The following is a 16,767-nucleotide window of genomic DNA, read 5'->3' on the forward strand; positions in this document are numbered from 1 at the left end:
CCAAATTCAATAAAAAAGAGATGAATAAAAATTCATCTCCTGTTAGTTAAAATGTAATTAGATCACTAATCCGAACATCTTTACAACCTTGAACACTTCCTCGCCGTTCCATTTCAGCATCAATACTATTCAAAACTTCCCACTTTTTTAGAGACCACATGGGTCCGATAATTAAATCTCGCGGAGCATCTCCTGTTAAACGATGAATAACAATTTCTTTTGGAATCATCTCTAGTTGGTCACAAATCACTTTTACATATTCTTCTTGTGACATCAGCTGTAATTTTCCTTCATGATAATCACGCTGCAAACGAGTTTGTTTCATCAAATGAAGTAAATGTAATTTCACACCTTGAATATCAGAATCTAAAACCATTCGTCGAACATTTTCTAACATCATCTCACTAGTTTCACCAGGTAAACCATTGATTAAGTGAGTACAAACATTAATATTATGAACCCTCAATCGCTTCACCGCATCTACATATGTTTCATAATCATGAGCTCGATTAATCAAATCTGATGTTTCTTCATAAGTTGTCTGCAGACCCAAATCAATCCAAACTTCCATTCGGCGATTTAATTCTGCCAAGTAATCTACAACGTCATCTGGTAAACAGTCAGGACGAGTACCAATTGAAATACCTACAACATCTGGTTGGTTTACCGCTTGTTCAAAACGCTCTCTCAGTACTTCAACAGGGGCGTGAGTATTAGTGAAATTTTGAAAATAAACAATATATTTTTTAACTCCAGGCCACTTTTTATGAAATTGAGCCACTTCGGCAGCAAATTGGTCCGCAATTGGAGCTTCTGGCTCCAAAATCATGTCCCCTGAACCAGATACTGTACAAAAAGTACATCCACCATGAGCAACCGTACCATCCCTATTAGGACAGTCAAAACCAGCATCAATAGGAACTTTAAATATTTTTTCTCCAAAATTATTTCGCAAATATTCATTCCAAGTTGTATATCTCTTTTGCATTCTATATCATCTCTCCGTTTATCAAATTATATCAAAATTTCTTAAACAATTTCTATATTTATAATAAAAAAAGAGACCCGTAGGTCTCTTAAAAGCTGCGGATGTCAGACTCGAACTGACGACATCATGATTAACAGTCATGCGCTACTACCAACTGAGCTAATCCGCAATAACATAAAACTCGGTTCCCCGAGTTTTAATAATATAGTCCGTACGGGATTCGAACCCGTGTTACCGCCGTGAAAAGGCGGTGTCTTAACCCCTTGACCAACGGACCATACTTTAAACTTGGCCACTTGCCTATCTCCCAGGGGGCAACCCCCAAGTACTTCCGCCGTAGATGGACTTAACTTCTGTGTTCGACATGGGAACAGGTGTATCTCCATCGCAATGATGACCAAATCATTAAATGTTACCTTGAACATTCAAAACTAAATAACAATTCTTCTAACTTCTAAACCTTAAGCTTTTTATATTTGACTCTTTTGGTAAAGTCCTCGAGCGATTAGTACTGGTCCGCTCCAAGTCTCGCAACTCTTCCACTTCCAGCCTATCTACCAGATCATCTCTCTGGGCTCTTAATTCTTACGAATGGGTAATCTCATCTTGAGGTGGGCTTCGCACTTAGATGCTTTCAGCGCTTATCCCTTCCCTACATAGCTATCCAGCCGTGCTCCTGGCGGAACAACTGGTACACCAGCGGTAAGTCCATCCCGGTCCTCTCGTACTAAGGACAGATCCTCTCAAATTACCTACGCCCGCGACGGATAGGGACCGAACTGTCTCACGACGTTCTGAACCCAGCTCGCGTGCCGCTTTAATGGGCGAACAGCCCAACCCTTGGGACCGACTACAGCCCCAGGATGCGACGAGCCGACATCGAGGTGCCAAACCTCCCCGTCGATGTGAACTCTTGGGGGAGATAAGCCTGTTATCCCCAGGGTAGCTTTTATCCGTTGAGCGATGGCCCTTCCATGCGGTACCACCGGATCACTAAGTCCTAGTTTCCTACCTGCTCGAGTTGTAGCTCTCGCAGTCAAGCTGGCTTTTACCTTTACACTCTACGATTGATTTCCAACCAATCTGAGCCAACCTTTGAGCGCCTCCGTTACTCTTTAGGAGGCGACCGCCCCAGTCAAACTGTCCGTCAGACACTGTCTCCCTGGCCGATTATGCCAGCGGGTTAGAGTAACCATAAGTCAAGGGTAGTATCCCAACAACGCCTCAATAGAAACTAGCGTCCCTATTTCAATGGCTCCTACCTATCCTGTACATGACTTACAGGTACTCAATATCAAACTACAGTAAAGCTCCATGGGGTCTTTCCGTCCTGTCGCGGGTAACCTGCATCTTCACAGGTACTAAAATTTCACCGAGTCTCTCGTTGAGACAGTGCCCAAATCATTACGCCTTTCGTGCGGGTCGGAACTTACCCGACAAGGAATTTCGCTACCTTAGGACCGTTATAGTTACGGCCGCCGTTTACTGGGGCTTCAATTCATACCTTCGACTTACGTCTAAGCACTCCTCTTAACCTTCCAGCACCGGGCAGGCGTCACCCCCTATACATCACCTTGCGGTTTAGCAGAGAGCTGTGTTTTTGATAAACAGTTGCTTGGGCCTATTCACTGCGGCTGGCTTTTACACCAGCACCCCTTCTCCCGAAGTTACGGGGCTATTTTGCCGAGTTCCTTAACGAGAGTTCTCTCGATCACCTGAGGCTACTCGCCTCGACTACCTGTGTCGGTTTGCGGTACGGGTAGATATGACTTTACGCTAGAAGCTTTTCTTGGCAGTGTGACATCAGAGAGTTCGCAACCGTAGTTGCTTCCCCATCACAGCTCAATGTTAGAGAGAAATGCATTTGACACATCTCACACCTCACTGCTTAGACCAGAATCCATTAACTGGCATCTCTTAGCCTACTGCGTCCCTCCATCACGATCATATCTAGTACTGGAATATCAACCAGTTGTCCATCGACTACGCCTTTCGGCCTCGCCTTAGGTCCCGACTAACCCAGGGCGGACGAGCCTTCCCCTGGAAACCTTAGTCTTACGGTGGATAAGATTCTCACTTATCTTGCGCTACTCATACCGGCATTCTCACTTCTTAACGCTCCAGCACTCCTCACGGTATACCTTCTTCGCGGTTAAGAACGCTCTCCTACCATTGATAAAATATCAATCCAAAGCTTCGGTAATATGTTTAGCCCCGGTACATTTTCGGCGCAGGGTCACTCGACTAGTGAGCTATTACGCACTCTTTGAATGATAGCTGCTTCTGAGCTAACATCCTAGTTGTCTGTGCAACCCCACATCCTTTTCCACTTAACATATATTTTGGGACCTTAGCTGTTGGTCTGGGCTGTTTCCCTTTCGACTACGGATCTTAGCACTCGCAGTCTGACTGCCGAACATGTGTATTAGCATTCGGAGTTTATCTGAGATTGGTAATCCTAGACGGACCCCTCACCCAAACAGTGCTCTACCTCCAATACACTTACATTTCGACGCTAGCCCTAAAGCTATTTCGGAGAGAACCAGCTATCTCCCAGTTCGTTTGGAATTTCTCCGCTATCCACAAGTCATCCAAACACTTTTCAACGTGTCCTGGTTCGGGCCTCCAGTGCGTCTTACCACACCTTCACCCTGCTCATGGATAGGTCACTAGGTTTCGGGTCTACATCATGATACTAAGTCGCCCTATTCAGACTCGGTTTCCCTACGGCTCCGTCTCTTCAACTTAACCTCGCATCATAACGTAACTCGCCGGTTCATTCTACAAAAGGCACGCTCTCACCCATTAACGGGCTCGAACTTCTTGTAGGCACACGGTTTCAGGTGCTATTTCACTCCCCTCTCGGGGTTCTTTTCACCTTTCCCTCACGGTACTGGTTCACTATCGGTCACTAAGGAGTATTTAGGGTTGGGAGATGGTCCTCCCGGATTCAAACTGGATTTCGCGTGTCCAGCCCTACTCAGGATACTGCTAGGTATAAGCGCTATTTCGTCTACGGGATTATTACCCTCTTTGATTAACCTTCCCAGGTTATTCGACTATAATGCTTAAGTCCACGTTGCAGTCCTACAACCCCAAGAAGCAAGCTTCTTGGTTTGCCCTTCTTCGCGTTCGCTCGCCGCTACTTACGAAATCGTTTTTACTTTCTCTTCCTGCAGGTACTTAGATGTTTCAGTTCTCTGCGTTACCTTTACATGAGCTATGTATTCACTCATGAATAACTGCTAGTAGCAGCTGGGTTTCCCCATTCGGAGACCTAGGGATCAATGCGTACTTACTGCTCCCCCTAGAATATCGTCGTTAGTCACGTCCTTCTTCGGCTCTTAGTGCCAAGGCATCCACCGTGCGCCCTTATTAACTTTGCCATGATGATTTAAAATCATCGTTTTTCAAGTATAAGTTTGTAAATTCTTTAAAATTCACAGCTTTTGGTTTATTTATCGTTATTAGATATTGTTATTTAGTTTTCAATGTTCAAGTGATTTTAACGTCTTGTCTGACAATGGAGCCTAGCGGGATCGAACCGCTGACCTCCTGCGTGCAAAGCAGGCGCTCTCCCAGCTGAGCTAAGGCCCCACAATCAAGAAGTTGATTCTTGCTTAGGTTTATGACTAAACCCCTCAAAACTGAATAAAGTTGAATGCTCACGTCTTTGTATATATTCCTTAGAAAGGAGGTGATCCAGCCGCACCTTCCGATACGGCTACCTTGTTACGACTTCACCCCAGTCATCGGTCTTACCTTAGGAAGCGCCCTCCTTGCGGTTAGGCAACCTACTTCGGGTACTCCCAACTCCCGTGGTGTGACGGGCGGTGTGTACAAGGCCCGGGAACGTATTCACCGCGGCGTGCTGATCCGCGATTACTAGCGATTCCGACTTCATGTAGGCGAGTTGCAGCCTACAATCCGAACTGAGAATGGTTTTAAGAGATTAGCTAAACATCACTGTCTCGCGACTCGTTGTACCATCCATTGTAGCACGTGTGTAGCCCAGGTCATAAGGGGCATGATGATTTGACGTCATCCCCACCTTCCTCCGGTTTATCACCGGCAGTCTCGTTAGAGTGCCCAACTTAATGATGGCAACTAACAATAGGGGTTGCGCTCGTTGCGGGACTTAACCCAACATCTCACGACACGAGCTGACGACAACCATGCACCACCTGTATCCCGTGTCCCGAAGGAACTTCCTATCTCTAGGAATAGCACGAGTATGTCAAGACCTGGTAAGGTTCTTCGCGTTGCTTCGAATTAAACCACATGCTCCACCGCTTGTGCGGGCCCCCGTCAATTCCTTTGAGTTTCAACCTTGCGGTCGTACTCCCCAGGCGGAGTGCTTATTGCGTTAGCTGCGATACAGAGAACTTATAGCTCCCTACATCTAGCACTCATCGTTTACGGCGTGGACTACCAGGGTATCTAATCCTGTTTGCTCCCCACGCTTTCGAGCCTCAGTGTCAGTTACAGGCCAGAGAGCCGCTTTCGCCACCGGTGTTCCTCCATATATCTACGCATTTCACCGCTACACATGGAATTCCACTCTCCTCTCCTGCACTCAAGTCTACCAGTTTCCAATGCATACAATGGTTGAGCCACTGCCTTTTACACCAGACTTAATAAACCACCTGCGCTCGCTTTACGCCCAATAAATCCGGACAACGCTCGGGACCTACGTATTACCGCGGCTGCTGGCACGTAGTTAGCCGTCCCTTTCTGGGTAGTTACCGTCACTTGATGAGCTTTCCACTCTCACCAACGTTCTTCTCTACCAACAGAGTTTTACGATCCGAAAACCTTCTTCACTCACGCGGCGTTGCTCGGTCAGACTTTCGTCCATTGCCGAAGATTCCCTACTGCTGCCTCCCGTAGGAGTTTGGGCCGTGTCTCAGTCCCAATGTGGCCGATCACCCTCTCAGGTCGGCTATGTATCATCGCCTTGGTGAGCCTTTACCTCACCAACTAGCTAATACAACGCGGGATCATCTCTGAGTGATGCAATTGCATCTTTCAAACTTAAAACTTGTGTTTAAAGTTTTTATGCGGTATTAGCATTCGTTTCCAAATGTTGTCCCCCGCTCAAAGGCAGATTCCCCACGCGTTACTCACCCGTTCGCTGCTCATCCAGTCGGTACAAGTACCTTCCTTCAGCGCTCAACTTGCATGTATTAGGCACGCCGCCAGCGTTCGTCCTGAGCCAGGATCAAACTCTCAAATAAAGTATTTAAGTCACCGTAGTGACTGGCTTGTCTTTCATTATTGATTGACAGATTTTTGATGTCCTTAGACATCACATGAGTCATTCTTCTTTATTCAGTTTTCAATGGTCTAGCTTGTCGCTCTTCGACTCACGTCTCTCGCGACAACTATTATATTCTATCAAACCTACTCCGACTTGTCAACAATTAACTGTCCCTTTTACGGTTTTTTTTATTCTACGTTCGTTTTTTCCCTCCCCTGTATTCGCTTTATTTCATGCCACCATTGATTTTCATTACTTTTTATTTTTTCTTATTTTTAGTAAGATAAGGTACTTATTTTAGTCTTTCTTACCTTCTGAGAATAAAATTCTTTGATTTTTAACGTAGAAATGATGTTTTTAAGCTTAACTAAATTTTTATTATAAATAATAGAAAATTGAATTCTCTTTTATTTTGTAGCAAATAGTTCGTCTCTATATTCCGTCTTTATATAGTAGAAAACTTAAAATTTAACAATTTATTTTCAAATTCTTGGATTTTATTACATTAGAGATAAAATATCCCCAAAGATAGAACTGACTGTCTAAAAGCTGTGGTAAATTTTTCTTAATTTTTTCTTTTTCCACAGTAAATAATCTATAAATTTGACTTTTTTTGATTTGTGGATAAGTCTGTATTCATTTGATATTACTTATTTTTTTCTGTGGATAAGAAAAATTATACACATTATCCACAGTTTTGTTAATAACTTTTTCTTATGGTGGAAAACTTTCTTTTGTTAATTTCAACAGACTGTGGAAAAATATAATGTGAAATGATATAATGAGTTATCAACAAACTAAAAAGTAAAGGAGTAATATGGCATCCCTTAATGAAAATCAAAAATTTTGGGCCCGTGTAACCGAACTAGCTCAGCAGAGTATCGGGAAACAAGCTTATGATTTTTTTATTGAGCCTGCTCAATTAATGTCTGTCGAGCAAGATACTGCCAATATCTTGCTTGATAGTGGAATGAAAAAAGATTATTGGAAAAAACAGTCCGATTTGATCACAACGGCGGGATTTGAGGTCTTTGGTCGGATGATTGATTATGAACTCTATGCAAATGATGAGTTAACTGAACTGGAACTTCATCGTTTAAATAATCAATCTTCTATTGAAGAGCAGCCGCGTTCTACTGCTAAACCCGCTTCTCCTTTGGTTAGTGGTCTCAACGAGAAATATAATTTTGAAAATTTTGTGCAAGGTCCTGGTAACCGTTGGACTTTAGCTGCAGCAATTGCTGTTGCCGATAAACCTGGTGATACCTATAATCCACTATTTATTTATGGTGGAGCTGGTCTAGGTAAGACGCATTTAATGCATGCAATTGGAAATCAGATTTTGACTGACAATCCGACGGCTCGAATTAAATATGTTTCTTCGGAGAATTTCGTTAACGACTATGTTAATGCAACGCGAAAAAACCAAATGGAGAATTTTGAAAATACTTATCGTAATTTAGATTTACTTCTATTGGACGATGTGCAATTTTTCAGTGATAAAGAGGGGACGAAAAATGAATTTTTCAATACCTTCAACGCACTCTATGATAAAGGTTCCCAAATTGTTTTAACTTCTGATCGTATTCCGCAAGAATTAAATAATTTGGAAGATCGCTTAGTTTCACGCTTCTCTTGGGGTTTGACTACTGATATTACGGCTCCTGACTATGAAACTCGGATGGCTATTCTTTTGATTAAATCTGAATCAAGTCGTTTAGAATTTCCGAGTGAAACTCTATCTTATATTGCTGGTCAGATTGATTCAAACGTTCGAGAACTCGAGGGCGCTCTAAATCGAGTCGAATTTGTGGCTCGAGCAAATGGCATTGCCGTGGTCGATATTGAGACAGCAAGTCAGGCTTTGCGTTCTTTAAAAAATGCAACTCAGCAATCTTTATCAAATCTTACTATTAAAAAAATTCAAGATGAAGTTGCTAATTATTATCATATTTCATTCTCAGATCTTGTTGGTCCTAAGCGCCCTAAGGAAATTGCCTTTCCAAGACAGATTGCGATGTATCTTGTCAGAGAACTTTTAGGTACAAGTCTTCCGGCAATTGGAACTGCTTTTGGCGGCCGTGACCACACAACGGTAATGTACGCTTATAAACAAATTTCGGATAAGATGAAAAATGATATGGATGTTCAAAAAGACATCGATAGCATTAAACGTAAATTTTAAACCTGTGGAAAACTCAAGAACTTATAAAATGTTTATTCTTTAATTATCCACAGGGGAAAAGCTTATACTTCTAAGTGGATTTGTCTTATACAGATTATCCACAGGACCTACTACTATTACTATTATATTTATAAAAAGAAATTATAAAGGAATCTCATGATTAAATTTTCAATTAATAAAAATGCGTTTCAAAATGCTTTGAGAATTACCAAACAAGCAATTGGTTCTAAAGTAACAATTCCTGCTTTAACAAAGTTAAAAATTGAAGTTGAAGAAAATGGAATTACTTTAATTGGTTCAAATGGTCAAATTTCAATCAAGAATTTTTTACCTGTTGATAATAAAGATGCAAGTATGCTTATTTCAGGGACTGGTTCAGTTTTGTTAGAAGCTGCTTTCTTTGAAAATGTGGTAAGTCAATTACCAGAAGTCACTCTTGAATTTACTGAAAAAGAACAAAAGCAAGTTTTGTTAACTTCTGGTAAGTCAGAAATTACTTTAAAAGGCCTGGATTCAGAAATCTATCCGCATTTACAAGAAATTTCCGAAGGCTCTTCATTGAAAATGAAAGTTAAAGTACTTAAAGAAATTTTTACAGAAACAGTTTTTGCTGTAAGTACTCAAGAAAATCGTCCAATTTTTACAGGTGTTCATTTAGAAACCTTAGCGACTGGCGAATTAAAAGCAGTCGCAACTGACTCACATCGTATGAGTCAACGTTTATTGCCTTTAGAAGATTCAGAATTAAAATTTGATGTTATTTTGCCAAGTAAATCAATCAATAGTTTTAAGAATGTTTTCACGAATGATGAAGAAGAGATTGAAATTTTCATTAGTGGAAGCCAAATGCTTTTTAGAAATGAAACAATTAGTTATTATAGTCGTTTGATTGAAGGATCTTATCCTGATACTAATCGTTTGATTCCAAATGAAGCTGATTATACTTTAGATTTAGTTTTTGATGCTGCGCAATTGCGTCATACAATGGATCGTGCTCGTTTGTTGACAGTAATGACAACTAATGGAACTGTAAAATTGACGGTTTCTGGTGATTCTGTAGTAACCACAGCCAACTCTCCTGAGGTAGGTTCTGTCCATGAAGAATTGACAGCCTTATCAAAAGAAGGAAATGACTTAGCAATCAGCTTTAATCCTGAATATTTGATTGATGCTTTGAAAGTGATTAAAGCACCAGAAGTTCGCATACGCTTTATTTCTAACGTTCGTCCCTTCACTTTGCAACCACGTAATGAAGAATCTGGATTTGTTCAATTGATTACACCAGTACGTACAAATTAAATTTACTGACAGCTCTTTTGTCAGCTTAGATTTACTAACGAAAATGTCTGTCAGTAAATTTAGATTTTGTTATAATGGACTTAACGAAAGTTAGGTCTATTTTTATGGAAATTTTATATACTGAAATTACACAAGATTTAACAGAGGGACTATTAGAGATTTCTCTTGAAGAACTTGGAAAAAATCGAAAAGTTTATTACATTGTGCCTTCTTCAATGTCATTTGAGAAGGAGAAAGAAATTTTAGAGCGCTTGGCTAAGGGAAGTGATGCAGCAGTTTTTGACTTACTCGTCACTCGTTTTAAGCAATTGCCTTATTATTTTGATAAGCGGGAAAAAGCGACAACAAAGACAGAGTTAGGCACAGCAGGCCTTTCAATGCTTTTTCGACGTGTTTTGAGGAGTTTTTCAAAAGAAGAAATTCCGCTGTATTTTTCTCTACAGGATTCTGCTGGTTTTTTGGAAATGCTAATTCAGTTAAGAACAGAGTTACTGACAGCAAATCTGTCAGTAGAAAATTTACCTGACAGCCCTAAAAATCAAGAATTAAAAAAGATCTTAAATAGATTTGAAGAAAAATTAGCAAATGACTATGCCAACTACTCAGAATTTGGTGATTTTACTAGTCGTCTTGCTGCAGGGGAATTTGATTTTCAACTCAAAGATGTGACAATTGTCATTGATGGCTATACTCGATTTTCTGCGGAAGAAGAGCTTTTTATTGAAAGTATTCAAGATAGAGTGGCACGTTTTGTCATTGGAACGTATAGTGATGATAATTCACTGACAGCCGGATCTGAAACAATTTATATCAGTACGAGTCAAATGATTGGGCGTTTTCGCAGTAAATTTCCAGTAGAACTAAGAAAAATGGCTTCTTCATCTGTCAATGAAGTTTACAATAAGTTGACAAAATTACTTGATTTAGATTCACGATTTGCCATTTCTGATCAAAATATTGAAATAAATTCTGCTGATGCAAAATATTTCAGAATTTGGGAAGCTGAAAACCAGAAAGTTGAAATTGAAGGTGTCGCAAAGGAAATTAGACAAAAAATAAGTCAGGGAGCTTTTTTCAAAGATTTTACAGTTTTAGTAGGCGATCCAGCTGCTTATGAAATTACTTTGAAGGAAATTTTTGAACTTTATGAAATTCCATTTTTCTATGCCCAAGAAGAAACAATGAGTCAGCATCCTTTGGTTATTTTTTTTGAAAGTTTACTTTCAATTAAAAAGAATAATTATCGGACAGATGATGTTGTCAATCTTCTAAAAAGTAAGGTTTACACTGATGTAAACCTTGATGAAGAAGTTACTGATTACTTTGAATACTATGTTCAAAAATATAAAATTTCTGGTCGAAAAAAATTTACGGAAGCATTCAATGAAAGTGAGTTTTCTAAAATTGAATTAGTGAATCAACTTCGTGAAAATTTATTGGGAAATGATTCTCCTTTACAAGTCTTTTTAGGAACAAATCGGCAAAAAACAGGAAAAAAATGGGTTTCTGATTTACAAGTTTTACTTGAAAATGGAAATATAATGGCCAATATGAATACTTATTTTTCAGAAGCAGAATCTGAAAATAAGCACCAAATGGCTGATAAACATGAACAAGTTTGGCAAATGCTCATTTCAATATTGAATGAGTTTTTGGCCGTTTTTTCTGATGAAAAATTGAAAAGTCTGGAGTTTTTAGATATTTTATTAGCCGGATTGAAAAATGCGAAATATCGACAAATTCCAGCAAACGTTGATGTTGTAAACATCAAAGATTATGAACTTGTTGAACCTAAAACTAATAAATATATTTATGCCATTGGTTTGAGTCAAACTAATTTTCCAAGAATAAAGAAAAATTCAACACTTTTATCCGATGAAGAACGACTAGAAATTAATCAAACAACTGATGAAAATCAGTTTATTGAACAGTTGAATGTTGTCAACTATCAAAAAAATCAGTTTACAGTCCTTTCTTTAGTAAATTCAGCAAAAGAAAGTTTAGTGTTATCCATGCCACAAATTATGGCAAATGAGCAAGGAGAATTTTCACCAGTTTTCCAATTATTTTTGAATCATGCGGATGAAAAAATTCTTCAAAAAATTCAAGAAGTCAATCTTTTTGAAAGCTTAGAGCACATTGGAAACAGTCGTTCAGTGATTTCTATGATTGGAAAAATTGAGCGTGAACTTGTTGAAACTGAAGAAAAAAATGATGACAAAAGAGTTTTTTGGTCTAGTATTTTCCGAATCTTAGTTAAGTCAAATCCTGATTTTCAAAAAATATTATTGGATTTAGCTAAAGATATTGATACGGTCAATTTATCAAAAGAAACCTTAGACCAAATTTATGGTGATAAACTGTATGCTTCTGTCAGTTCTTTTGAACGCTTTTATAACTGTGAATATCAGTACTTTTTAGAGACCACTTTGGGTCTGGAAACTTTTGAAAATATTGATATAAATTCCAAAATTGTTGGTAACTTTTTCCATGAAGTTTTTGAAAAAGTCATGCAAGAAAAAGCCTTGTCAGCTGAAAATTTTGATGAAAAATTGACAAAAGTTTTACATGATGTTGACAGTAATTACTCTCGTTATTTTACTCAGGATGCAACAGCAAGATTTACTTGGACCAATTTAGAAGAAATTGTTAGACAGACTGCAACAGTTTTAAAGGAAACAGTTTCTACTGATGAACTTAAAACTTTACTGACAGAAAGTAGTTTTGGCTTACCAAAAAGTGAATTGGGTAATTTTTCTGTTGATGATATTTATTTACGAGGAAGAATTGACCGTTTGGACCAACTTTCTTCTGATTATTTAGGAGCTATAGATTACAAATCAAGTGCTCATTCTTTTAAATTACAGGATGCTTATGACGGTCTGAGTTTACAATTTATGACCTATTTAGACGTGATTAAAGAAGCTTTTCCTAATCAAAAAATATGGGGTGCTCTTTATTTACAATTTAAAAATCAACCAATTAACTTATCAGAAATTAATCATTTATCAGAGATTTCTGGCTTATTGAAAGAATCAATGCGTTATGATGGTTTAGTTTTGGAAGAGGCAGCTGACCAAATTAAAGCAATAGAAAATATTGCTGTAAAAAAATCTAATATTTATAATCAAGAAGAATTTGAACAGCTTTTAAAACTAAATGAAAATCATTATCAGCATGCTGGTCAGCGACTTAAAAGTGGTCAGATTGCAATAAATCCAATTATGAAATGTTCCGAAGGGATTGACCAAACAGGTAATGTTCGAGGTTGTCGCTACTGTCCGCTCAAATCTATTTGTCGATTTGAAGCAAACGTGCACATGAATGAGCATAGTCGTGAAATTGGTCAAAAATCCCAAGCAGAAATCTTAGCAGAATTAAAAGGAGAAGGGCGAAATGAGTGAAGTAAAATTAACTCCAGAGCAAAATGAAGCCATTCATAGTTCTGGTAAGAATATTCTAGTTTCAGCGAGTGCTGGTTCCGGAAAAACTTTTGTTATGGCTCAAAGAATTGTCGAGAAAGTCAAACAAGGAATTGAAATTGATCGACTTTTCATTTCCACATTTACAAAAAAAGCAGCAAGCGAATTACGGATGCGGCTTGAGCGAGATTTGAAAAAAGCCAGACAAGAAAGTTCTGATGAAGAACAAGCTCGTAGGTTGACACTTGCTTTACATAACCTATCAAATGCTGATATTGGAACTATGGATAGTTTCACCCAAAAATTGACAAAAACGAATTTCAATCGAGTAAATATTGACCCGAATTTCCGAATTTTAGCTGATCAAACAGAGAGTGATTTGATTAGACAAGAAGTCTTTGAACAATTGGTTGAGTCTTATTTATCAGAAGATGAAGCAATGAATATTTCAAAAGAAAAATTTGAAGAACTTATAAAAAATTTTTCTAAAGACAGAAATATTGCTGGATTTCAAAAAGTAGTTTACACTACTTACCGTTTTGCGTCAGCAACCGAAAATCCAAAAAAGTGGTTAGAAAATCAATTTTTAAAAGGTTTTGAAACATATAAATCACTGAAAGACTTGTCAGCAGATTTTTCAGCAGATATAAAAGAGAATTTACTGATATTTTTTGAACTTCTAGAAACTTCATTAACTAATGGAGTAATTGCTAAAAAAGGGGCTGGACGTGATAAGGCCAACCTTATTTTAGATAATAAAAATGAACTCTTAGAAGCAATAACCACTAAAGATTTTGCAACTTTCACAGAACTATTTTTATCAATAGATACAGATATTCGAGTGGGCTCTTCAAAAGATGAAATACTTTCGGCTCTGAAAAAAGATTTTTCAGCACAAAAGCAAGACTTAATCGGCTCAAAATCCAAACCTGGAGAAATTCGGAAGTTTGTTGATAAAATAAAACATGGTCAGTTGATTGAAAAATATCAAAATCAAGCATTTGAAATCGCAGAAAACTTACAAAAATTTGTTATTGAGTTTTACCAAAGTTATTTAGAACGTAAAAAGAATGAAAATGCCTTTGAGTACTCTGATATCGCACACTTTGCCATTGAAATTTTAGAGGAAAATCCAGATATACGTGAAACTTTAAGAGAACATTATGATGAAATCATGATTGATGAGTATCAGGATACCAGCCACACTCAGGAGCGAATGCTGGAACTTTTATCAAATGGACATAATCTCTTCATGGTTGGTGATATTAAGCAATCAATTTATGGCTTTCGTTTAGCTGACCCTGGCCTCTTTTTAGAAAAATATAAAGACTATGTAAAGGTAGAAAATCCAAATCAATTAATTCGCTTAAAAGAAAACTTTCGTTCACGCGGTGAGGTTTTAACATTTACAAATGATATCTTTAAACATCTGATGGATGAAAAATTAGGTGAGATGACTTATGGCAAAGAAGAAGCTTTAGTTCAAGGAAATATTAATGATTATCCAGTTGAATCTGAGAAATATTTTTATCCAGAACTTCTTTTATACAAAGAAAATACAAGTGATGAAGAAACAGATGAATCCGAAGTAAGAATTTCGGATGGAGAGATTAAAGGAGCAGCTCAAGAAATAAAAAAATTGATTGAAGCTGGAGTTGAACCAAAAGATATAGCAATTTTGGTTCGTTCTAAATCAAATAATAATAAAATTGAGGATATTCTGCTTAGTTACGATATTCCAGTGGTTCTTGATGAAGGTCGAGTTGATTTTTTGAAATCAATGGAAGTCTTAATTATGCTAGACGTTTTACGAGCAATTGATAATCCACTCTATGATTTGTCATTGGTTGCGATGTTAAGGTCTCCATTATTTGGATTTAATGAAGATGAATTAACGAGAATCAGTACTCAAGGAAGCCATGACCTTCGATTTTGGGATAAAATTCTTTTGTCACTTAATAAAGAAGGACAAAATCCAGAACTTATCAATCCTTCCTTAGAGAACAAGCTTAAAGCATTTTATAATAAGTTTACAGAATGGCGTAAACTTGTAAACCAAGTTGCAATTCATGATTTACTTTGGAAAATATATACAGAAACCTACTATTTTGACTATGTTGGTGCCTTAAAAAATGGTGAAATGCGCCAAGCGAACTTACAAGCCTTAGCGGTTCGAGCAGAATCATATGAAAGTTCTGGTTATAAAGGATTATTTAAATTTGTAAGATTGATCAACAAATTTATGGAACAAAATAATGATTTAGCTTCTGTTAATATAAAACTCCCTCAAAATGCTGTTCGAGTAATGACCTTCCATAAATCAAAAGGATTAGAATTTGATTATGTCTTTTTAATGAATTTACAATCTCGCTTCAACGATCGTGATTTGAAAGAAGATGTTATCCTAAGTCGTGAAAATGGCTTAGGAATGAAGCTTATTGCTGATTTAAAGGATGAAGCAGATGTTATAACTGATTTCCCTTATGCTTTAGTGAAAATGGAAACATTCCCTTATATGGTGAATAAAGACTTAAAACAAAGAGCAGCTCTCTCAGAAGAAATGCGTGTTTTATATGTTGCATTTACACGAGCAAAGAAAAAACTTTATCTTGTCGGAAAAATAAAAGAAACAGATAAAAAATCAGGACTTGACCTTTACGATAATGCAAGTTTAGAGGGAAAGATTTTAGAAGATAAATTTCGTAATTCAAGTCGTGGTTTTCAACACTGGATACTGGCGCTTCAAAATGCCACAAAACTTCCGATGAAACTCAATGTCTACACAAAAGAAGAATTAGAAGCAGAAAAACTTGAATTTACAAGTCAACCTGATTTCAAAAAATTGGTCGAAGAATCGGAAAAATTTGATAATATCATGGCTTATTCTGATGAAATACAAAAAGCTCAAAAAATTATGAATTATGAATATCCACATCAAGCAGCAACAGAGCTCTCAAGTATTCAAACACCAAGTCAGGTTAAAAAGCGAAGCTACGAGAAACAATTACAAGTGGGTGAGATTCAACCGATGAGTGAATTTACTCGGGTCAAAAAACTAGATTTTTCTGATTTTGGTCCTAAGAAAATTACTGCTGCAGAAATCGGTTCGGCAACACATAGTTTTATGCAGTATGCAGATTTTTCTCAAGCAGATTTATTTAGTTTTCAAGCGACACTTGATGAAATGGGATTTGATGAAAAAATAAAAAATCAGATTGATATTGCTAAAATTTTAACTTTGTTTGATACAGAGTTCGGTCAGTTTTTGTCAGAAAATGTTGATAAAACAGTTAAAGAAGCACCATTTTCAATGTTGAGAACAGATGAGTTTGCTAAAGAGCAGTATATTGTTCGGGGAATTTGTGATGGATTTGTTAAACTTACTGATAAAATCGTCCTATTTGATTATAAGACAGATAGATTTACAAATTCTTCAGCTATTACTGAAATAAAAGAGCGTTATAGAGATCAGATGAATCTTTATAGTGAAGCTCTGAAAAAAGCCTACGATGTCAACCAAGTTGACAAGTATCTCATTTTATTGGGAGGCCCTCAGCAAGTTTTTGTTGAAAAACTAGATGATTAGATTATAATGACAGGAATTGTATAGAAA

5 protein-coding genes, 3 tRNA genes and 3 rRNA genes are annotated in these 16,767 nt (G+C 37.6%); 4 read left to right on the forward strand and 7 right to left on the reverse strand.

The annotated features are described in order from the left end of the window. Positions 1–46: 46 nt before the first annotated feature. The 7 genes from QJV49_RS07305 to QJV49_RS07335 all read right to left on the reverse strand — a co-directional run bounded on the left by QJV49_RS07305 (position 47) and on the right by QJV49_RS07335 (position 6,225). Complete coding sequence (locus tag QJV49_RS07305; protein WP_225513078.1) at positions 47–988, reverse strand: TIGR01212 family radical SAM protein; 942 nt, start codon at positions 986–988, stop codon at positions 47–49. 95 nt (positions 989–1,083) lie between these two features. Further along, positions 1,084–1,157 (reverse strand) — tRNA-Asn (locus QJV49_RS07310). A gap of 36 nt (positions 1,158–1,193) precedes the next feature. Next, positions 1,194–1,265, reverse strand: a tRNA-Glu gene (locus QJV49_RS07315). Between the two features lie 9 nt (positions 1,266–1,274). Further along, a 5S ribosomal RNA gene (gene rrf, locus QJV49_RS07320) occupies positions 1,275–1,390 on the reverse strand. 83 nt (positions 1,391–1,473) lie between these two features. Beyond that, positions 1,474–4,374 (reverse strand): 23S ribosomal RNA (locus QJV49_RS07325). Between the two features lie 138 nt (positions 4,375–4,512). Next, positions 4,513–4,585: transfer RNA gene (locus tag QJV49_RS07330), tRNA-Ala, on the reverse strand. A gap of 93 nt (positions 4,586–4,678) precedes the next feature. Continuing rightward, positions 4,679–6,225 (reverse strand): 16S ribosomal RNA (locus tag QJV49_RS07335). Together the 16S, 23S and 5S rRNA genes with 3 tRNA genes alongside form the textbook arrangement of a ribosomal RNA operon. Before the next feature lie 840 nt (positions 6,226–7,065). On the opposite strand from QJV49_RS07335, the gene dnaA reads away from it, so the two are divergent. From dnaA to addA, 4 genes are all read left to right on the forward strand, one after another. Continuing rightward, positions 7,066–8,433: a chromosomal replication initiator protein DnaA gene (gene dnaA / locus QJV49_RS07340; protein ID WP_010905022.1), complete on the forward strand. Its 1,368-nt coding sequence runs from the start codon at positions 7,066–7,068 to the stop codon at positions 8,431–8,433. A gap of 156 nt (positions 8,434–8,589) precedes the next feature. Next, a complete protein-coding gene (gene dnaN, locus QJV49_RS07345) occupies positions 8,590–9,732 on the forward strand; it encodes a DNA polymerase III subunit beta (RefSeq protein ID WP_225512480.1) in 1,143 nt (380 codons plus the stop codon). 104 nt (positions 9,733–9,836) lie between these two features. Beyond that, positions 9,837–13,136 carry an ATP-dependent nuclease subunit B gene (rexB, locus tag QJV49_RS07350; RefSeq protein WP_225512479.1) on the forward strand — a complete coding sequence of 1,100 codons (3,300 nt, stop codon included), beginning with the start codon at positions 9,837–9,839 and terminating at the stop codon, positions 13,134–13,136. After that, positions 13,129–16,740: a helicase-exonuclease AddAB subunit AddA gene (gene addA / locus QJV49_RS07355; protein WP_225512478.1), complete on the forward strand. Its 3,612-nt coding sequence runs from the start codon at positions 13,129–13,131 to the stop codon at positions 16,738–16,740. The genes rexB and addA overlap by 8 nt, the downstream gene beginning before the upstream one ends. Positions 16,741–16,767: the final 27 nt, after the last annotated feature.

The organism is Lactococcus sp. NH2-7C, from assembly GCF_029953655.1.
Taxonomy (GTDB): domain Bacteria; phylum Bacillota; class Bacilli; order Lactobacillales; family Streptococcaceae; genus Lactococcus; species Lactococcus lactis.

What these genes read in the sequence shown, in the direction of transcription:
- rexB (WP_225512479.1), top strand. Translation starts at nt 9,837, where the DNA reads ATGGAAATTTTATATACTGAAATTACACAAGATTTAACAGAGGGACTA.
- addA (WP_225512478.1), top strand. Translation starts at nt 13,129, where the DNA reads ATGAGTGAAGTAAAATTAACTCCAGAGCAAAATGAAGCCATTCATAGT.
- dnaA (WP_010905022.1), top strand. Translation starts at nt 7,066, where the DNA reads ATGGCATCCCTTAATGAAAATCAAAAATTTTGGGCCCGTGTAACCGAA.
- dnaN (WP_225512480.1), top strand. Translation starts at nt 8,590, where the DNA reads ATGATTAAATTTTCAATTAATAAAAATGCGTTTCAAAATGCTTTGAGA.
- QJV49_RS07305 (WP_225513078.1), bottom strand. Translation starts at nt 988, where the DNA reads ATGCAAAAGAGATATACAACTTGGAATGAATATTTGCGAAATAATTTT.